Genomic DNA, 20592 nt, shown 5'->3' with positions numbered 1-20592 from the left:
TTACCTTGGCAGTATTAAAAATTGTTCCGAAGTTATATCAGGAAAAAATATCCGAGAAATTAAAGGAAGAAATATCTTTAGTTACGAATGGAGAAGCAAAATACTATAACCGGTTATACAAATTTTTCCAGTATACAGATATACAGTGTACTGCAGATATTAACTATGAAACGAGAAAAATGTATATGGATTCTCTTGAAAAAGAGGATATTTCAGAAAAATATAAAGCGGAATTACTGAGCTTATTTGATCGTTTAAAAATAGAAAATATGCCGGATGTCTATTCACAAGGAAATCCCTTCTCTGTAGAACAGGAGTTTTTTAAGCAAGACAAATTGTTTTTGCTGTATGTCCCCAATAAGAAGAAAGCACAATCTTTTCGTCAGGTGGTCGATAAGAATGATTTGTTATGGGACTTAACGAGGATACATTCATCACAGTTGGTGCGACAGACAAAAATATTGCTGTGTGAAATTCTGAATATGGATAAGGTACAAAGACATCGAAGATATTTTTTAGAACCATTAAAAGCACTTATACGGTTTTGCGATAAGTACGGAATAGATGATATTGAAGAAATGGAACAGGCAGATGAAAACAGATTTTATCTGTATTTAAACAAAGAGTCGGAAATTATAAAAAAACAGGCTTCTAAGATTGTTGAGTTTGCGAGAAGAACGTTATTTCTAACAGATTCAGAGACAAATTGGCAAGCGTGTATCTGGTATATGGATAGGTTTCAGTTTGATAAATCGAGAATCAATGCCAGTTCACCTGTTAAAAGCCTTTCATTTATTAATATTTACGAAAAAGAAAATCGTTGGTATTTACAATTATACGCAAAATATTTGGTCGGGATATCGGATCTGTCTTTATCAAATATCCGAAATACAATAAGTTTTATTTCACAATTTTTAAAATATCTGGATGGACAGAGTAAGAAAGTAACTGAACTGGAGATGCAAGATATAGCGGATTATGTGTCTGTTTTGGATGAGTCCGATATTAAGTATTCCACTTTTAACCGATATATCACACATATGCATACATTTCTACAGTTTTTGAAAATGAAAAATATTGAAGTGTTGAAGTTTTATCCGGAACGATTTTTAAAAAAAGGTTTTTCGGAACACAATGAAAGAAGTGTTCCAGAAAAAACAATTGCTCATCTAATTAAGGAGCTGCCGGCATTCCCAGAGCATTTACAGTTGATGTATTTGATTTTGTTTTGCACAGGAATTAGGAAAAGCGAGGTTTGCACAATAAAATCGGGAGCCTTTTATTCACAAGGCAATGAGAATTGGATGCGCATATATCAAAGCAAAATGCGGAGAGAAAAAGTCATTCCTGTTCCCAGTTTATTGGTTGGACTGGTGAATGATTATGAAAAAAAGTACGGAATAAAAAATGGGGAGTATTTATTCAAAAATAAAAAGGGTGGTGCATTTAATGGACAGACATTTTCAAATCAGATGATTCGGGAGTGTAAGGTTCGTGGGATTGCCTGCGGAGATTATATCTTTAGAGCACACGATTACAGACATAACCTTGCAACTTCAATGTACGGAAATGGGGTTTCTATACAAGGGGTACGAGATTATCTAGGACATTCAAGTGAGAATATGACAAAACAGTACATTGATTTCATGCCGGAACGTATTGTATCGGCTGAAGATAAATATTTCTCTAAAAATCAGTCATTTAAATTGAAAGGAGCAGAAGATGATGAAAGGTAATATTAATTTGATTTCGTATGACTGTTATCAACAAGCTACAGAAAAACAGTTGGCAGGACTGAAATGGAAGGAAAACAGGGTGTACTACATATCAGAGATTCATAATGAAAAGATGCAGGATGAGATTTATGGGTATATCGATGATAGATGTAGACGTTTGTCATTATCAACAGTAGTAAATGATATTTACAGATTTGATCTGTTGAAAGAATTTCTGAATGAGAAGTGTACAAGTTGTAGCAGCATCACTGATAAAAAATGGGAAGAACTGGAGAGAAGTTATAAAGCATTTTTATATAAAAAAGGATTGGCGCTGTATGTTAGAAGAAATAGACCGGATAGGCGGAATGTTGAGCAACAAAGTAGCGCTCAGATTTCTTTTCTGAAAATGTATTATGAGTATGTTGTGAAGTGTAAAACAGCAGATATTCCAGAAAATGAAAAAGATGTATGGGATATGAGAAAGTTGGATATTGTGCCAAGGAGTAATCCGATTCGTGGAAGATATAGATTAGATTTTCGTGAGATCAGGCAGAAAGAATTTAAAGAGATAATAAAGAAAATATTGTATAGCCACTGCCAGACAAAAGCAATGGGTAGTATAAAAGGTGAATTGCGTGGATTCCGTCGGTTTGCTAGTTTCGTGTATGATCGATTCCCAGAAGTAAAGCACTTTACAGAAATTAGCAGGGATATGATAGAAGATTATCTGGTTTATATAAAAACGGATACCGGTCTTACATCAGTCAGTTACACGACAGAGCTGTCGGTTTTGGATAATCTGTTGGATGAAATAGGGCGTGAACTGGAAATAGGAAATATATGCAACCTTTTTCTGTCCAGTGATTGCAGAGCATATGACAACGCTTTACCAGAAGCGTATTCAGATGCAGAAATCAGAAGATTTAATTGTGCATTAACAAAATTAAAGCCCCAGTTAGGCAGATGTTTAATAATACATCAGATGCTCGGTACAAGAATAGAGGATACGTTGACTTTGCGAAGGGATTGCTTATCTGAGAAATCTGGACATTATTTTATAACTATTATCCAGCAGAAAACAAGGAAATACAAAAGACCAGTTAGCGATCAGCTGGCAGAATTGATTAGAAAAGCAATAGAAGTTTCAGAAAAGGAGCATCCAGATTCAGAATATATTTTTCTGCAAGATAATGGAAAATTGTATACAGATTCAATGCTGAAATATCATGTAAATATCATGATTTATGAAAATGATATCAGGGATGATAATGGAAATTATTTTGAGTTTCGTACACATCGTTTTAGACATACTTTTGGAGTAAAACTTACAGAAATGAAATTAGATGATGATAGCATTGCAAGGCTGTTGGGGCATAAGGATACACGAACCATACCACATTATCGGCGGTTAAGAAACGAAGCATTAGCGGAGGATACAAAGGCTGTACGAGATGAAATGAATGAATTATTAGCACAATACAGGAGGGAAAAGGAAAATGCAGAAACACGATAAAATGGTAGCACTGGCAAAAGAAAAAAGTGCGGAAATGACGGAAACAGCAATAACAGCTATTGAAACAATGTATAGAAAAAATAAAAAAATTTCAGTTGCTGAACTTACAAAACTAACAGGACTTTCTAGAGGTTTTTTCTATAATAATCCGAATGTGAAACAGGTCATGATGGAATTGAAGGAAAAACAACAGGGAATGATATTGCGAAATCCTAAAAGTGATGCTATTGCAAAAGCACAGGAAGCACGGATTAAGAGTTTAGAACAGAAATTATCCGATAGTGTTCCGAAAAACGAATATGAAAGTCTTCAGAAAAAATATGAAGAATTACAGGTGAAATATAGTCAAATAAAAAAGGGAACACTGTTGAAGATGTACGACCAATTATAGGAAGAAAAGGAGAATATTTTATGCAGAACGAAATTTATGATGAGAAAAATGGACTTACTTATATGTTATGTGGTGATTATTATTTGCCAGAATTGGCACTTACAGATATCGAACCAACTTATGGGAAATATGGGATGCTTCGTAAAAGCTATTTACAGGAACACAGAAAGGCAAAATATCAAATATTGTTGTTACAAGGAAAACTTGTCGAGCATTTGAATCAGATTGATGCAGAAGCAAGGGATAGAGAAGAACAATTAGTAAAACAGATGATGGAGAAAGAAGGAATTACAGAGGAATTAAAAAGGCAAGACAACATGGAATGGACAAGGAGGATGAATACCCTTTGTCATGATGCAGAAGAGATGATTTTGACTGAAATGATATACACGAAAGGATAATGAACTGTATTGGATAGCAAGAATTTTGCAGCCCGGATAGCAAAAAAGTGGAAGTCCGGATAGCAAGATTCTTGCTGTCCGGAAAGATAAAAAAGGGAGGGATTAAAAATGTTGGTTAAGTACATAATAAAAGTGTTTTTATATTTAATTCTTGCAGTAATGACATTGATTCACTGGTTATTAAAAATTCCGATGATATTGGGAAATATTTTGCTTTACTTTTTATCAATTATATTTATTCTGACAGGTGTTTTGAGTTATGGATTTGCATTGGAATCTGCAAGAGAATGTGGTCGAATGATAATAATTGGGATGGCATTTGGTGCAATACCAGATTTTGTCCCATTTTTGGGAAAAAGTTTAGAGACATTGGTTGCAAAACTGTTGAGTATGACAAATGAATGAGAAAGTCGATATGAAAGAGGGCTGTGAAAGGCGCTCTTTTCTTTTTGCAACTGTGGAATGGCAAGATAATAACGTTATATACAGTGTATATTAAGTAAAGCTATTGTATTTCTGCATGATGGGAACATAGGGAGTCCATATAAAGAGCCTGAATACCGGTCATGATGGAAGTCTGAGCACCGGTCATGCAAATAGCAGCAGGGACATGCTGCTGCGCCTGGAAACGATGGTGTTGATGGGAAGCATGCAGCTTCCGATAGCTGCTATCCGACGGCAGATTGCTTCTGCAATTGATATTCTGGTGCACCTTGGAAGGGTGCGGGATGGAACCAGGAAGGTGCTTGAGATCAGTGAAATTCTGGGAATGGATCAAGAGGAAATTGCGATGAAACCGTTGTTTGTGTTTTCGGAAACGGAAGGAAAAGGAGCGGATGTACATGGTATCTGGAAGAAAGAAGGCGACCTTCAGTTCCGGAAAAAACTGGAAGAAAAAGGACTTGTCAGTGAAAGTATTGAAACAAAAGACGGACAGGCGGTACAGGATGGAACAATGGAAACGGAGGACGAAAGAAAGAAGTAGGAGATATGTTTCTGAAGCATATGTGCAGACGCTGGCAGCAGCGGCTGGGATCAGCATGATCACGGCATTTCTTTTTTATCGTTCGGTATGGGGCATGTGCACATTTTTTGTTTTTGCACCATTGTGCCTGAAGTTTCGCCAAAAAAGGGAGGCTGCCAGAAGAGAAGTACAGATACAAAAGGAGTTTTTGACGGCAATGGAATCTGTTTCCGGTGCATTGATGGCCGGTTATTCTCTGGAATCTGCCTGGAAATATGCCCAGCAGGAAACGGAGCAGATGTATGGGATACAGGGTATTTTCAGCAGGGAATTACGACAGCTGAATCAGAAACTTTTCATGCATGAACCGATGGAACAGCTGTTATACGAATTGGCAGAGCGATGTGACAACGAAGAAATTTATCATTTTGCAGAAATTTTATTGTATGCAAAGCGAAGCGGAGGAAATATGACAGAAATTATTCACAGAACCGTGTGTCGCATGCAGGAGAAGCATGAGGTTTTGCGGGAAATTACAGCAAATGTGGCTGCAAAGCGTGCGGAACAGAAAATGATGATGCTCCTGTTACCGCTGATGCTGTGGTTCCTGACGGTGAGCTCGCCGGAATATACGGGTGCGTTGTATGGAAATCCGGCTGGGGTTCTGGTGATGAGCGGATGTCTGGCAGGATATCTGGGAGCTTTGTTTTGGGCAGAGAAGATTGTAGATATTCCAGTCTGAAGAAAAGGGGGCATTTTGGATCGGATATTAAAGGAGCATAGAAAAAGTATTTTGACGGCAGTTGTATTTGTACTGCTTGCTGTACTGATGTGGCTGCGACAGTCGGCAGACAGCCATACGGAAATTCTTACCCGGGAAAAACCTGGGGGAAGTGTCAGACAGGAACAGATTATCTGTCAGACCGGGGATGGTGTGACGCAGGAACTGGAATTGGAAATACATCCGCAGGAATATTCCGAACAGGAAACGGAGGAATATGTGAGACAGGCAGTATCACTCTGGGAACAGGAGTATTTGGGAGAGAATGATTCAGAGAAAGCGATATACGAAGCACTGAAACTACCGGATACAATGATGGATGGAATGGTAACGGTTTCTTATGAGAGCAGCGAGTATGATATTTTACATGAGGATGGAAGCGTTTCACTGGAATCGGTTCCGGATGAAGGGATTCTGGTGGAATTGCAGGCGACATTTACCTGCCAGAAGTATATACAGACAGAAATCCGCTCTCTGCAGGTGATTCTGCCGCCCAAAGGAAGCCGGGCATGGTTTCAGGTACAGGTTGCCCGGGCGATAGAAAAGGCCGAACAGAGCAGTCGGAAAGCGCCTGAGGTCCAGCTGCCGGAACAGATTGCGGGCAGTACGATTTCCTGGATGAAACCGAAGTCAAAGGAGTGGATGGCGGTGTTGTTGGTAGGAACATGCGTTGTCTTTGTATTGGAGTGGAGAAAGAAAGAGAGGAAGCGGCAGGCAGAAAAGCTGCGTCAGAGAAAGCTGCAAAGGGAATATCCTCAGCTGGTGGAACAGCTGGCTTTGCTGATTGGATCAGGAATGACAATCCGCCGGGCATGGGAACGTATTTTGTGGATGGAAGAGAGAATGCAGAAAGTACGTGGAAGTCAGACTCATTTGTTTCAGGCGGAGATGCAGATTACTTATCAGGAGATGCAGAAAGGGTGTGGTGAGAAAGAGGCATATGAGCGGTTTGGACAGCGGATCGGGATGACAGAATACCGCAGGCTTTCTTCTCTGCTGGCAAGAAATCTGGAAAAGGGAACAAGAAATCTGTGTGATCTGCTTTCGGCGGAATCACAGGAGGCCTGGGAAAACAGAAAATTTCAGGCAAAAAAACTGGGTGAAGAAGCAGGGATGAAGCTACTGTTTCCAATGTTGCTGCTTTTCGTACTGATTTTGATAATACTGCTGTATCCGGCAATAAATAAGTTCTGATGAACAGAAGAATGTTGATAACATTCTTAAACTGATATAAGACGGAAAGAAAATGGAAATGAAAGAAAGGGTTTATTATACGAGAGGAGATGCAAGATGAAAAAAGAATGGTTGCAGGAAATGAAACGATTTTGTGAAGAAGAATCCGGTGTTGGTGTAGTGGAAATCATCCTTGTGCTGGTCGTGATCGTGGGGCTTATCCTCATATTTAAGAAGCAGTTGACCAGTCTGGTTAATAAGGCATTCAGCAACATTAATGATAAAGCGGGAACGTTATAAATGAGGAAGAACGGAAGTGTTACCGTATTTTTTGTATTATTGCTGGTACTTCTTGCATCTGTGCTGTTTGCTTTTCTGGAAGCTGCGAGGGTAAGCTGTCTGAAAGCAGAGGCCCATTTGTGCACAGGTCAGGCTGCTGATGCGGTCAGGGCATCTTATCAGCCGGAATTATGGAAGGATTATCACTTGCTGTTCTGGCAGCAGAGCGGAACAGATGTGGATAGATTTGCAGATTTATATCAACTGCAAAAAGATATGGTTGAGAAAAATCAGGCGGTGAATGTATCGCATAATAATTTCTTCTTCCTTCCGGTGCATAGTCGCGCCATTACGGTAGAACAGTATCAGCTGGCTACGGATAGCGGTGGTCTGGCATTTCGAAATCAGGCGGCGGATTGGGTAAAAAAGACGATTGCCGGAGACAGTATAGATCTGATATGGAAGGTGGTTACAAATGCAGAAACAGAACAGTTGGAACAAAGCGGAATCAGGCAGGAACAGGAAGTGGAAGATGTCCTGGAACAATATGGCAGTAAATCGGAAGCCAGTGGAACTTTACCGGGAGAGCAGAATCCGCCGGAGGCAGAGCTTCCGTCCCAACCAGAGCTGTCGGGTTTACAGGAGGATCCACTGATCTGGATGAAAAAGGTACAAAAGAAAGGGATACTGGATCTTGTGATGGATGGAAATAAGATTTCTGAAAAAGAGACAGACTGGTCAGAGGCCGTGGACAGCAGGCAGCTGCAAAGTGGAAACTGGACAGAACAGGCATCTTCCGGTTCTGTGGAACGGATGTTATTTCATTTGTACTGTCAGGGACATTTTTTCAATGTGACACGAAATGGGAATGAGAAAAAACTGAATTATGAGATGGAATATCTGATCGGGGGAAAAACGTCGGATGTGGCGAATCTGAAAGTGGTGGTTCGGCGATTGCTTTTGATACGGGAAGGAATAAATCTGGCATATCTGGAAACAGATGTACAGAAAAGTCAGGAAGCATTGACACTGGCACTTGGGGTTACATCTGCAGTGGGAAATCCAGAACTGGCAGAACCGGTGAAACATGCCATTCTTGCGGCATGGGCATATGCAGAATCTGTCAGTGATGTGCGTATTTTGCTGGATGGGGGACATGTTTCCCTGATAAAGACAGAAGCGCAGTGGCGCACCAGCCTGGAGCATGTTGGTGATTGTCTGAATGCTTCTGCTGATGAAACTTCCAGAGAAGGGCTTGGATATGAAAGTTATCTGCAGATTCTGCTCTGGACGGTTTCAGAAGAAAAAATAACCATGCGGGCTATGAACCTGATTGAAAAAAATCTTGACGTCCGAATGGACAATATGGTGAGCCGGATGACCTGTTCTTATGAGTATGAGGCAGTACCTCTGTTTTGGAGTTTTGTACAGATCGGGAATGGAAGACTGACATCTTATTATTTCAGCAATCAGGCCCAGATCCTGTTTGGATTGTAAAAGTTGTATGGGAGGAGGGTATATTGCAGTGCTTTTGCCAAAAAAACAGAATAAAAAAAATTACAAATCTCTCTCTGGCATCTATCTAAAATCGCGGCATGAGTCTCCAGCAAATTCCAGCGATAAGTCTGAATCAGTAAACTGCGCAAAAGCATTGCAATATGCCCGTCTCCCGGGAAGTCTGACAGTGGAAGCAGCCTTTGTGGCTCCGTGGATTATTCTGGCAGCTATCGTATTATGCAGCTTATTTTCAGTACTCAGGGGAGAACTTTATATGTCAGCGGCGTTGCATAATGCTGCAAGAATCATGGCTGCAGAAGTAACTGAAATTGAGCATAAAGAAAACATATCAGATGATGTGCCGGCGGATACAAACATCGTTTCACATATACGCCTGCGTTATCTGGTGCAGAAAGAATTACGCGGAATGGGATGGAAAGAGGAAGAAAATTCCGGAATGATATCAGAAATATCTTTTCGGGACAGTAATTTCTCCGGAGACGAAATAATTGCATGTGTTTCTTATCAGATCTGTATGCCGGTTTCTTTTGGGCAATGGGGGCATCTGCCGGTGAAACACCAGGTGGTATGTAAAAAATGGACAGGGAGAAAAGAGCATGGCAGTGGAACAGGAGATAGTGAGTATGTCTTTGTTACACCATATGGAACCGCATATCATGTCAGTTTGAGCTGCCCTTATCTGGATCTGTCTGTCAAAAGTGTATCGGAGGCAGGGGTGAAATCATTGCGTAATAAAGACGGTGGTATTTACTATCCGTGCAGCTGTGTGAAACATAAAAACAGTAACGTTTATGTGACTGATTATGGGACATTTTATCATGAAAATCCGGGATGTTACAGGTTAAAGAGGAGTGTGTCAAAAATTTTCAGGTCAGAAACTGGTTCCCGTCATCCGTGCAATAAGTGTACAACTTATGCAAAATAATGATGTGAGTGTCAGAGAATAGAGAAGTAGAGCAGGCGTATGGTAGAAATCTGTTTGCCCAAAATGATGTGAACAGGAGTGTAAATCCCTGCGTAAAAAAGGAACATAAAATGACAAAATACGATGTGAGTGAAATTTTATGCCTGATATTTCTATATCTGTGCAGCCGGGAAGATTATAGATATAAGGCATTGACGGTACATAAAATAGGGATATTTGGGTGTGCAGGACTGGTCTATACGCTGGCAGCAGATACGATGTCTGTGCAGAGTATGATGGCAGGAGCAGGGTTGGGTGGCATGGTAATCTTAGTTTCCAGATGTAGTCCGGATTGGCTTGGGGAAGGAGACGGATGGATGTTTGTGGTGACAGGGCTGTTTTTGGGGGGCAGACAAAATCTGGCGATATTGTGCATTGCAATGTTTTTGAGTGGCATTTATTGCCTGCTCGGAGTATTGCTGAAAAAGTATCAGAAAACAGATCATGTTGCGCTGGCTCCTTTTGTGTTGGCAGCAGAAGTCGTGCTGTTGTACCTGAAATGAATGAAAAGGCGCAACAAGTATCACATGCATTCGACTGGAATAAATAGAAAGATATGAGACAACTGGGAATGAAAAAGGAAAGAAATAGAATGGAAAAAGCGCAAAGCCGGAAGCGTGAACCTTTTCGGATATATCGGGCTTCTATTACAGTAGAGGCGGCTCTTTTATATCCGATACTGATTTTTCTGCTGATGTTTTTGTTACAGAAGACGATTACGTATTATCAGCAGACAGATCAGGCAGCACAGGGAATCATATCTGTGGAAGAACCAGATACATCAAAGATGTTTTGGAAGATAGTTTTAGCACAACGGGTAACGGAAGAAATAAAAGAGAAAGCGGGATTGCAGGAGGATAATGTGTATGAAAACTGAGTATCTGCGGACAGCGAAAAACAGTTATATGATTGTAAAGGATGCAGATTTTGAATTTGAATCTTATGAATTGGAAATGGTATTGCAGAATGATCTGAAAAATCTGGTTCCCATGCAGGTACTTGTGGCAGATGGCAAAGTGGAATATTGGTTTGATGTGACTGGTATGAAAACATTGGAACAGGAACTTTCAGTAGCTGATGCGGATCGGGAAATGATAAAACTGTTACTGGAAAGTATCTGTAGTGTGAAGATGGAGTTGGAGGAATATCTGTTGGATGACAAGGATATTCCGTATACCATGGGAATGATTTTTCGCAACCGAACCGGAAATCGGATTCAGTTTTGTTATATCCCGGGATATCATTGCGGAGATTATCCGGGGATCCGCAAACTATTTGAAGAACTGATGCAGCGGTTGAATCATACAGATCAGGAAGCTGTGCGCATGACATATGGAATATATGAAATCTGTGCATTGGCTGAACCGGTTCTGGAAGATTATCTGGAAATTTTATATGGAAATGCCAATCAGACAGATGCAGTTTGTAATGCAAACTTAGATAAAAACGAGAGATTTATGATATCCGTGGATTCTCAGAATAATCAGAGAGAGAATCATCCAAATGCTTGGAAGAAGGGGGATATAAACTGGAACAGAGAGTATCTGACATCGGAACAGATTACTGATACAAAAAGAAAAGAGGCTGGAACAGATAAAAGGAAAGCAGAAAGTAAGGAAACAAAAGAGGGCAGGGAAAAACAGGAAACTGGGTGGCGTTCTTCTTTTTTACGAAGGGGAAAGAGAAAGAAACATACATTGGATATGGATTATTATGGTCCGGAAAAAGAAGAAGCAACAGCTGTGGTAGCAGAATCTATGCCGGATTTTAATGCCGGAGAAACTGTCTGCTTTTCAGAATCTTCTTTTCATAGCATCTGGGAATTGGTATACATGGGGGATGGGATAGAAAAGAATCTGGTATTAGATAGATTTCCATATATAATTGGAAAAAACAGCAGTCTGGTAGATGGAATTTTGCTTGCACAGACGGTAAGTCGCGTGCATGCACGAATTTTACAGGAAAATGATACACTTTTTCTGGAGGATCATAATTCTACAAATGGAACTTATCTGAATGGTCATCTGATTCCAATGAATACCCGGATGCCATTACAGGAAGGAGATCGCCTGATCTTTGCCACGGAGGAATTTGTGTTAAAAAGCAAAATGGTCAGGTAATGTTCTGAATATTTTCCGTCAATCCTGCCTTGCAACAAATGTGAAATTATATTAAAATACTATATTATATATAGGAATTGCGGAGAAACTTGCAAAAAGAGTTTTTCATAGTTCATAGATGTTACAAGGAGGGAATAATATGAAAGTATCAACAAAAGGAAGATACGCTTTACGTCTTATGGTTGACCTGGGTGTGAATGGTGGAGAAGATAAGTATATTTCGCTGAAGGATATCTCTGCAAGACAGAATATTTCTATTAAATATCTGGAACAGATTGTAACGCCGCTGCATCGTGCAGGACTGGTACGCAGTGTGCGTGGTGCGCAGGGGGGATATCGCCTCAGCAGAAAAGCAGATAAGTATACCGCAGGGGAAATCCTGCGTGCGATTGAGGGCAGTTTTGCTCCAATTGCCTGCCTGGAAACACCGGAAAATGAATGTGAACGATATCATGATTGTGCTACAGTAGGATTTTGGGAAGGAATGTACAAAGTGATTTCTGATTATGTAGACAGTGTATCGTTAAAACAGTTGATTGATGAACATATGTCAAGACAGTGTCCGGGATGTCAGGAAAAATAGGAGAAATGTTTGTATGGTGAGAAGGGTTATATTATTGGCATGTGCAGGCATTCTGGTATTTTCTATGTCGGCATGTGGAAAATCGCAGGAAGCAGCAAAACATCAGATAGAGGGGAGTCATGTTGTGTCAGCGGAAAGCAGTGTGTCTGCGCAGGAGCCGGAAGAATTATCAGAAGCGGAACCTGAATTGCCGCAGGATGACGAAGAAATAACAGGGGCAGTGGAACAGATACAGGATGGCACTGAGGAACCGCAACCAGAACAGAACGTTACGCAGCCAGAAGGTAATCAACAGTCGGAACAGTCACAGACTGTTGAACGTGGAACCGTAAATTATGCAGATCGTCAGGAAATATATCTGGATAGCAGCTGGCAATATGCAGATCATTCAGCAATCCATTCCGGATGTGCAGTAATGTATAAGGCATCCGAAAACCGCAATGGCATCGTGATTGGCGTAAATGCGGGGCATGGGACATCAGGGGGAAGCAGTGTAAAGACACTGTGCCATCCGGACGGTTCTGCAAAAACTACCGGAGGCAGCACAGCAGCAGGAGCCACGAAAGCGACTGCCGTTTCCGGAGGAATGACATTTGCGGATGGTGCATCCGAGAGTAGTGTGACGTTACGCATGGCACAGATTTTGAGAGACAAACTGCTGGCAGCAGGTTATGATGTACTAATGGTGCGTGATGGCTCAGATGTTCAGTTGGATAATGTGGCAAGAACAGTTATTTGTAATAATGTGGCAGATTGCCATATCTCATTACACTGGGATGGCGATGGTCTGAATTACGATAAAGGCAGCTTTTATATTTCAGTACCGGATGGTGTGAAAGGAATGGAACCAGTAGCGTTCCACTGGACACAGCATAATGCACTGGGGGCATCTCTGGTGGATGGTCTGCGTGCACAGGGCTGCAAGATTAATGGTGGTGGAAGCATGAGCATTGATCTGACACAGACTTCGTATAGTACGATACCATCCGTTGACATGGAACTTGGTAATGCATGTTCCAACCATAGTGATGAAACATTGAACATACAGGCAGAAGGTTTACTTCATGGAATCAATGCATACTATGGAAGATAAAATCGGTTGAAAACAGGAAAATAAAAAAAGTTGAAAAAAGGTGTTGACAAACAACACCTTTTCCTGTAATATATGTCAAGTAGCGCGGCGGTGCTACGAAAGAAAAATAAAAATCGATGCGTGGCTCAGTTTGGTAGAGCGCTGCGTTCGGGACGCAGAGGTCGCAGGTTCAAATCCTGTCGCATCGACTCTTGGCAGGGGCGCCGGAGCATTTGAAGAAATTCAGATGTTCCGGTTTTTTATTGTATTCTAAAAAATGAAATGCTATTATGATAATAACTGACCGTGATGGTTACAATAAGGTACAGGCGGGTACAGGAAACATTTGTAATGCATAAAAAAGGAGACGTTATTATTATGAGAGCGGAGCAGAATTTTAAATGGGAGAAACTTTCATTGGGTACTTGTTATTATCCGGAACACTGGGACAAAAGCCTCTGGAGGGATGATCTTCGCCGGATGAAAGAAAATGGCATTTTTACAGTTCGTATTGCGGAGTTTGCATGGAATAAGATTGAGCCGGCCGAAGGGGAATTTACGTACGAATTTTTTGATGAGTTTCTGGATGTGGCAGAAGAAGAACAGATGAAAGTCATCTTCGGTACGCCGACTGCGACACCACCGGTCTGGCTGACAGAGAAATATCCGGAAGTGCTGAATTGCCGCCTGGATGGTACACCATTTTATCATGGAATGCGTCGTCATTATAATTATAATTCTCCGATATATCAGGAACTGTCAGCAAGAATCGTAAAAAAAGTAGCAAAGCATTATGGAAAGCGTCCATGTATTGTGGGCTGGCAGATTGACAATGAGTTAAACTGTGAAGTGGATGAGTTCTATTCTGTGAGTGATACCCTTGCATTTCGCGAATTCCTGAAGAAAAAGTACAAAACGCTGGATGCGTTGAATGAGGCCTGGGGAACTATTGTATGGAACCAGACTTACACGAACTGGAAAGAAATTTATGTGCCACGGACAACGGTGCATGATTCCACAAATCCGCACCAGGTACTGGATTACTATCGTTTTATTTCCGATAGCACACTGCGTTTCTGCAAGATGCAGAGTGATATCATCCGCAAATATAAAAAGCCGGAGGATTTTATCACAACAAATGGTATTTTTGGCAATGTGGACAATCACAAGATGGAAGATGAGTGTCTGGATGTGCTGACATATGATTCCTATCCGAATTTTGCATACTGTCTGATCGAAGACCCGAAACATTCCGATGATCTCAATGATCGAAAATGGAGCAAAAATCTGACGGAAGTCCGTTCCATCTGCCCGCATTTTGGCATTATGGAGCAGCAGTCCGGCGCAAACGGATGGAATACACGGATGGAAGCACCGGCTCCAAAACCGGGACAGATGACATTGTGGACAATGCAGAGCATCGCACATGGTGCTGATTATGTCAGCTTTTTCCGTTGGCGTACCGCTACCGTGGGAACAGAAATTTACTGGCATGGCATTCTGGACTACGACAATCGTTATAACCGCAAGCTGGCAGAAGTAAACCGTATCTGGCATCGGGTAGAGGCCATTGAAAATGTAACCGGCGCAGAGTATAAGGCTGCGTTTGCACTGGTAAAAGATTATGATAATGTGTGGGACGCGCAGCTGGATGTATGGCATGAGCGCCTTATGAAAAAGAGCGAAAAAGAGATTTTTGTGGCAGCTCAACTCAGCCACACTCCGATGGATGTATTTTATTTAAAAGACAGTACGGAAGTGGAAGAACTGAAGAAATATCCGGTTCTGATCTATCCGCATCCACTGATCCTGACCAAGAAACGTGCGAAAGTGCTGAATGAGTATGTAAAGGCCGGTGGAAAACTCATCATCGGTGCCCGGACGGGACAGAAAGACAAACATGGTCACTGTGTTATGGAACCGATGCCGGGATTACTGACCAATGTCAGCCATACGGATGTAAAAGAATTTACATTTGTGGGACCGGCAGATGATCCGGTATCTATGGACTGGAATGGTAAAGAAATCGAGACCGGAATCTTTAATGATATTCTGGCCGCCGCCGGCGAGAATGTGGAAGTGCTTGCAAAATACACATCAAACTATTATGCTGGCCGTCCGGCACTGATCCGCACAAATACACACCAGGGATATACCCTGCATTTTGGCGGAACCTTTACCCGTCAGAACGTAACAGAATTTCTGACTTATACCGGTATCATTGATCCGTGGAAAGAATTGATCGAATTGCCGGCAGACTGTGAGATCGCTGTTCGTGAGAAAAATGATGCAAAATACATTTTTGTGCTGAATTACAGCAGTGAAAAACAGGATATTACATTGAAAACACGTATGATTGATTTATATACAACATCATACAGTGAAGGTATGATCACACTGGAACCGTATGAGACAAAAGTATATCAGATGTGAGATGATTCCCACCTCTGCAGGTGGTGAGCAACAAGATTATATCAGTGGCAGGATTCAACTCCCATCTGATATAGCCTCCGGCATTCTTGAAATGGAATATAGCATTCCGATCATAAGATATCGGGGTCAAAAGATGCCATACGAATTGTTCCGTACTTCGTACTCCCACAATTCTACCCAATATTCGCATATCGTGAAGCTGACGCTCCACTTTTATGCTCATATCGGGGCGGGGCATTAAGCCATAAAACCACTCCTGTGCAAGCACATCGTGGTTTCAGGCTTTTGCCCCTGGCATCATCATAAAAAATATGACAACAGAGGAAAAACGATAGCATGAATTTATATTTTGCACCGCTGGAGGGGATCGGCGGATATATTTACCGAAATGCACAGGCAGATTATTTTGAAAAAGCAGATAAATATTTTTCGCCGTTTCTGGCACCGAACCAGAACCGGAATATCAGTCCGAAGGAGTATAAGGACATTGCACCGGAACATAATGAAGGAATCTATCTGGTTCCACAGATTATGGCGAATAATGCAGAAGTGTTTCTGAAGGCAGTGCAGGAGCTGGAACAGCTCGGATATCAGGAAGTGAATCTGAATCTGGGCTGCCCGTCCCGGACGGTGGTGACAAAGTACCGGGGGGCAGGTTTTCTGGCAAAACCGGATGCCCTGGAACAGTTCCTGGAAGAAGTATATGGTAGGATCAATATTCGTCTTTCCCTGAAAACAAGGCTTGGGATGGAAGATGAGGATGAATTCGAACATCTGCTGGAGATATACAATAAGTTTCCGGTGACGGAGCTGATCATTCATCCAAGGGTACAGACAGATTATTATAAAAACAAACCGCGCATGGAATATTTTCTCAAGGCACTGGAAATATCTAAAAATCCGGTGGTTTACAACGGAGATATTTTTACCGAAGATTTGTACAAACAAAAGCTGGCACAGATTTTCACTACCACTGTCACTCATGCAGAAAATAGGACGGAAGCAGTTAAGACATCTTTTCCGGAAAGCAACCGGAATACTGTGCTGGAATCCGGTAAAGGAAAGCAGTTATCCGCAGTCATGCTTGGACGAGGTGTGTTGGCAAACCCGGCGCTGTTTGGTGAAATCCGGGGCACCCAGGCACTTACCAAAGAGCGTTTGTGGGAGTTTCATGAACGGTTGCTGGCAGACTATTCCCAGGAAATGTCCGGGGAACGAAATGTATTGTTTAAAATGAAAGAACTTTGGTTTTATTTGGCATGGTCCTTTGAAAATTCAGAGAAATATGAGAAAAAGATCCGGAAGGCGCAGCATCTGAGAGATTACCGTCTGGTGGTCAGACAACTCTTTACGGAACTAGAGTTGAACGCCTGAAGCAACGTATATCGTTTTGGCATAGAAAAATAGGAAGCGTGAATGGAACAAAAGAGGTTGCCATGAGTAGTATTTGTGGCTATAATGTGAGGAGCAACCCGTAGTAGTGAGAACTAATCATGTACACCAGATATGAGAGAAATCCTGTTTATATTATACAGGCGGTGAATAACAAACCTGAGATGAACGTGAGCGGTTCGAAAAGAACAAGATATATGGAGTGTATTACAATGAAAATTACAGAGGACATTATTTATGTAGGCGTAAATGATCATGACGTGGATCTGTTTGAGGGGCAGTATATTGTTCCGAATGGCATGGCATACAATTCTTATGTGATCCGTGATGAAAAAATCGCGGTTATGGATACCGTAGATGGCAGGTTTGCAGAAGAGTGGCTGGCGAATATCGAGAAAGCACTGGATGGTGTAACACCGGATTATCTGATTGTTCAGCATATGGAGCCGGACCATGCAGCAAATATTCAGGTGTTTGCAGAAAAATATCCAAGTGCCCAGATTGTTGGCAATGCAAAGACATTTACCATGATGAAAAACTTTTTCCATGGGTTAGAGCTGGATGGAAAAACCGTAGAGGTAAAAAATGGTGAGACATTAAATCTTGGAAAACATGAGCTGACTTTTGTATTTGCTCCAATGGTTCACTGGCCGGAAGTAATGGTAACATACGACAGTTCAGATAAAGTCCTGTTTTCCGCAGATGGATTTGGAAAATTTGGTGCATTGGATGTGGAAGAAGATTGGGATTGCGAAGCACGTCGTTATTATATCGGAATTGTTGGAAAATACGGTGCACAGGTACAGAATCTTCTGAAAGTAGCTGCAACACTGGATATTCAGATTATCTGCCCATTACATGGACCGGTTCTTACAGAGAATCTTGGACATTATATCGAGAAGTATAATATCTGGTCTTCTTATGGTGTGGAGTCTGAAGGTGTTATGATCGCATATGCATCTGTGTATGGCAATACAAAGAAAGCAGCAGAGCTTCTGGCTGAGAAATTGCAGGAAAAAGGCTGCCCGAAAGTAGTGGTATGTGATCTTGCCCGTGAGGATATGGCAGAGGCAGTAGAAGATGCATTCCGTTACGGAAAACTGGTTCTTGCAAGTGTAACTTATAATGCAGATGTATTCCCGTTCATGAAGATTTTTATCGAGCATCTGACCGAGCGTAATTATCAGAAACGTACGATTGGTCTCATCGAGAATGGTTCCTGGGCTCCGACAGCTGCCCGCGTAATGACCGGTATGTTCGAGAAGAGCAAAAACATTACATGGCTTGAGCATTCTGTGAAGATCATGTCTTCTCTCAGTGAAGAAAATGAGAAAGAACTTGATGCTATGGCAGAAGAACTCTGCAAATAAAATTCTTGTTTGCCTTGTTGTTGGCTGAAATTTAGGTAGTGTAAATTATTCTGTGTAAACCTCTCAGATTGATGATAAAATCATAGATTTATAGAATACAAAAATATAATGTAATGGGCTGAATGGCATACTTTGCTGTTCAGCCTGTTGTTTATTTAGTAGCATGGATTCTATTGCATGTCAAGGGCGCCCGAGAAAATCGGGCGTTTATTTACCCTTGATATGCGATTGAATCTGTGCTTAATCGATATCCTCTGGCTGGATCCGATCCCCAAAATAGATGCATAACTGATCCAGTGTCAGACCCCAGTCCCAAGCCTTTCCGGTCCATTTTTTTGTGGCATCCATCATTGCCAGATAGAGCATCTTGAAAAGTGCATCATCGGTCGGAAAAATAGTCTTGGATTTCGTAACCTTGCGTAGCTGGCGGTTAAAATTTTCGATGGAATTTGTAGTGTATATTAATTTACGTATCTCAGATGGATATTTAAAATATGTGGATAATTGTGTCCAGTTATTTCTCCAGGATCCAATGGAAGCAGGGTATTTTTTGCCCCATTTTTCTTCCAGATCTTCCAAGGCTGTGAGTGCAAGATCTTCTGTATCAGCTTTGTAAACCAGCTTTAAATCCGCCATAAATGGTTTTAAATCTTTGTAAGAGATAAATTTTGTAGAATAACGAATCTGATGCACAATACACCTTTGGATCTCCGCCTGTGGGAATACTGCATGGATCGCATCCCCGAATCCGGTCAATCCATCCACAGATACGATCATGATATCCTCTACACCTCGGTTTTTTATCTCGTTGAGGACGGACAACCAGTATTTTGCACTTTCATTTCCTCCTACCCACATGCCGAGGACCTCACGTTTTCCGTTCAGTTTAACACCTATAGCAACGTAAACTGCCTTTTTTACCGTTCGATTGTCCTCCCGAACATGGAAATGTACCGCATCCATAAAAACAATGGCATATTTTCTTTCCAGCGGCCGGTTTTGCCATTCTTTTGCGATAGGAAGGATTCGATCTGTCATATGTGATATCATTTCTGCGGATGCATCCACACCATAAACATCTTTGAGATGAGCGGAGATATCTCTTGTCGTCATTCCTTTTGCATACATAGAAAGTACCTGATCTTCAATGTTTGAGATATCTGTCTGATTCTTTTTCACAATCTGCGGTTCAAAATCTCCCTTTCGATCTCGTGGTATATCCAGATCAATCGTTCCCATTGAAGAGGTGACAGTTTTAGGACTATAACCATTACGGCTATCGTCTGTCTCTTTGTTCTTGTAGTCATACTTGGAATATCCAAGGTGATCATCCATTTCAGCTTCTAACATACCTTGCAGTGTTTCGCCTAACAGGTCTTTCAGCATGTCCTGGATATCCTGAGCATCCTTTGGTTGATAGTGTTCCAACAAGCTGTTGATGAACGCTTTGCGTTCTGGATCCATTTTTCTTCTTCGTGCCATAAAAAAATCCTCCTGAATTGATATTTATTTTAACATCAATCCAAGAGGGTATATAGCTCTTTTAGAGTTTACACAGAATTAATTACAGTCTCGAAATTTAATTTTTAATACGAAAACGAAGCATCCTGTCAGGACGCTAGACGCTCACTACCCTCGTTTCACGTCGTTTTCATCGCGCTCGTTCCCACGCCTGAAAAAGAGGTCGTTCCCACTCGCGCAAAAACTCGTGAAACTCGGTCGTTTGCTTAATCGCTTTCCCTGACAGGATGCTTCATTTTCTGTATTTACACAGTGAAATAATCAGCCATTCACACGACGCACTGCGTGCCACGCATGCATATAAGCTGAGAGCATAGTCTCTATTGTGTTGCATGCGCAGATTTACAATTAGGTATGTTATTCTTCACTCTATATAAATTTGCGCATGCGACATAACGA

General features: G+C 41.4%; 20 protein-coding genes and 1 tRNA gene. 20 read left to right on the top strand and 1 reads right to left on the bottom strand.

Features of this window, described 5'->3' with window-relative positions:
• Window positions 1-5 precede the first annotated feature (5 nt).
• From ACIRUQ_RS11970 to ACIRUQ_RS11875, 20 genes are all read left to right on the top strand, one after another.
• Complete coding sequence (locus ACIRUQ_RS11970; RefSeq protein WP_055289261.1) at window positions 6-1736, top strand: site-specific integrase; 1731 nt, start codon at window positions 6-8, stop codon at window positions 1734-1736.
• Window positions 1723-3231 carry a tyrosine-type recombinase/integrase gene (locus tag ACIRUQ_RS11965; protein ID WP_242853569.1) on the top strand — a complete coding sequence of 503 codons (1509 nt, stop codon included), beginning with the start codon at window positions 1723-1725 and terminating at the stop codon, window positions 3229-3231. The genes ACIRUQ_RS11970 and ACIRUQ_RS11965 overlap by 14 nt, the downstream gene beginning before the upstream one ends.
• Entirely contained in the window at window positions 3215-3622 is a 408-nt protein-coding gene (locus ACIRUQ_RS11960; protein ID WP_055289257.1) for a DUF6262 family protein, read from the top strand. Before ACIRUQ_RS11965 ends, ACIRUQ_RS11960 begins: the two co-directional genes overlap by 17 nt.
• 20 nt (window positions 3623-3642) lie before the next feature.
• Window positions 3643-4023 (top strand): TnpV protein, encoded by a 381-nt coding sequence (locus ACIRUQ_RS11955; RefSeq protein ID WP_055151993.1) that lies wholly within the window; start codon window positions 3643-3645, stop codon window positions 4021-4023.
• A gap of 108 nt (window positions 4024-4131) precedes the next feature.
• Window positions 4132-4428: a hypothetical protein gene (locus tag ACIRUQ_RS11950; protein ID WP_055151996.1), complete on the top strand. Its 297-nt coding sequence runs from the start codon at window positions 4132-4134 to the stop codon at window positions 4426-4428.
• 139 nt (window positions 4429-4567) lie between these two features.
• On the top strand, window positions 4568-5008 hold the full coding sequence (locus ACIRUQ_RS11945; protein ID WP_082432671.1) for an ATPase, T2SS/T4P/T4SS family: 441 nt from the start codon (window positions 4568-4570) through the stop codon (window positions 5006-5008).
• Entirely contained in the window at window positions 4971-5729 is a 759-nt protein-coding gene (locus tag ACIRUQ_RS11940) for a type II secretion system F family protein (protein WP_070103936.1), read from the top strand. The genes ACIRUQ_RS11945 and ACIRUQ_RS11940 overlap by 38 nt, the downstream gene beginning before the upstream one ends.
• Window positions 5730-5744: 15 nt before the next feature.
• Entirely contained in the window at window positions 5745-6962 is a 1218-nt protein-coding gene (locus tag ACIRUQ_RS11935) for a type II secretion system F family protein (protein WP_021738604.1), read from the top strand.
• A 96-nt stretch (window positions 6963-7058) separates the two neighbouring features.
• A complete protein-coding gene (locus ACIRUQ_RS11930; protein ID WP_021738605.1) occupies window positions 7059-7241 on the top strand; it encodes a Flp1 family type IVb pilin in 183 nt (60 codons plus the stop codon).
• Window positions 7242-8717, top strand: coding sequence for a DUF5702 domain-containing protein (locus ACIRUQ_RS11925; protein ID WP_021738606.1), 1476 nt, complete (start codon window positions 7242-7244; stop codon window positions 8715-8717).
• Between the two features lie 28 nt (window positions 8718-8745).
• Window positions 8746-9663 carry a TadE/TadG family type IV pilus assembly protein gene (locus ACIRUQ_RS11920; protein WP_044963002.1) on the top strand — a complete coding sequence of 306 codons (918 nt, stop codon included), beginning with the start codon at window positions 8746-8748 and terminating at the stop codon, window positions 9661-9663.
• 8 nt (window positions 9664-9671) lie between these two features.
• Window positions 9672-10205 carry an A24 family peptidase gene (locus tag ACIRUQ_RS11915; RefSeq protein WP_021738608.1) on the top strand — a complete coding sequence of 178 codons (534 nt, stop codon included), beginning with the start codon at window positions 9672-9674 and terminating at the stop codon, window positions 10203-10205.
• Window positions 10206-10294: 89 nt separating this feature from the next.
• Window positions 10295-10579, top strand: a complete 285-nt coding sequence (locus tag ACIRUQ_RS11910) for a hypothetical protein (RefSeq protein WP_147597869.1) — start codon at window positions 10295-10297, stop codon at window positions 10577-10579.
• Window positions 10569-11822 carry a DUF6382 domain-containing protein gene (locus tag ACIRUQ_RS11905; protein WP_021738610.1) on the top strand — a complete coding sequence of 418 codons (1254 nt, stop codon included), beginning with the start codon at window positions 10569-10571 and terminating at the stop codon, window positions 11820-11822. Before ACIRUQ_RS11910 ends, ACIRUQ_RS11905 begins: the two co-directional genes overlap by 11 nt.
• A 139-nt stretch (window positions 11823-11961) precedes the next feature.
• The gene (locus tag ACIRUQ_RS11900) at window positions 11962-12405 is read left to right on the top strand and encodes an Rrf2 family transcriptional regulator (RefSeq protein WP_022035059.1); all 444 of its coding nucleotides are present in this window, start codon (window positions 11962-11964) and stop codon (window positions 12403-12405) included.
• A 13-nt stretch (window positions 12406-12418) separates the two neighbouring features.
• On the top strand, window positions 12419-13498 hold the full coding sequence (locus ACIRUQ_RS11895) for an N-acetylmuramoyl-L-alanine amidase (RefSeq protein WP_242853568.1): 1080 nt from the start codon (window positions 12419-12421) through the stop codon (window positions 13496-13498).
• Between the two features lie 114 nt (window positions 13499-13612).
• Window positions 13613-13686: transfer RNA gene (locus ACIRUQ_RS11890), tRNA-Pro, on the top strand.
• A 142-nt stretch (window positions 13687-13828) separates the two neighbouring features.
• On the top strand, window positions 13829-15910 hold the full coding sequence (locus tag ACIRUQ_RS11885) for a beta-galactosidase (protein ID WP_242831188.1): 2082 nt from the start codon (window positions 13829-13831) through the stop codon (window positions 15908-15910).
• Between the two features lie 336 nt (window positions 15911-16246).
• On the top strand, window positions 16247-17284 hold the full coding sequence (locus ACIRUQ_RS11880; RefSeq protein WP_055289251.1) for a tRNA-dihydrouridine synthase: 1038 nt from the start codon (window positions 16247-16249) through the stop codon (window positions 17282-17284).
• A 230-nt stretch (window positions 17285-17514) separates the two neighbouring features.
• The gene (locus ACIRUQ_RS11875) at window positions 17515-18672 is read left to right on the top strand and encodes an FprA family A-type flavoprotein (RefSeq protein ID WP_055289409.1); all 1158 of its coding nucleotides are present in this window, start codon (window positions 17515-17517) and stop codon (window positions 18670-18672) included.
• Between the two features lie 240 nt (window positions 18673-18912).
• Here the strand turns inward: ACIRUQ_RS11875 and ACIRUQ_RS11870 are convergent, their stop codons facing one another.
• The gene (locus tag ACIRUQ_RS11870; protein WP_370808086.1) at window positions 18913-20136 is read right to left on the bottom strand and encodes an IS256 family transposase; all 1224 of its coding nucleotides are present in this window, start codon (window positions 20134-20136) and stop codon (window positions 18913-18915) included.
• Window positions 20137-20592: the final 456 nt, after the last annotated feature.

Source organism: Eubacterium ramulus (genome assembly GCF_045002895.1).
Taxonomy (GTDB): Bacteria; Bacillota; Clostridia; order Lachnospirales; family Lachnospiraceae; genus Eubacterium_I; species Eubacterium_I ramulus.
This window is presented reverse-complemented; position numbering and strand designations above follow the sequence as displayed.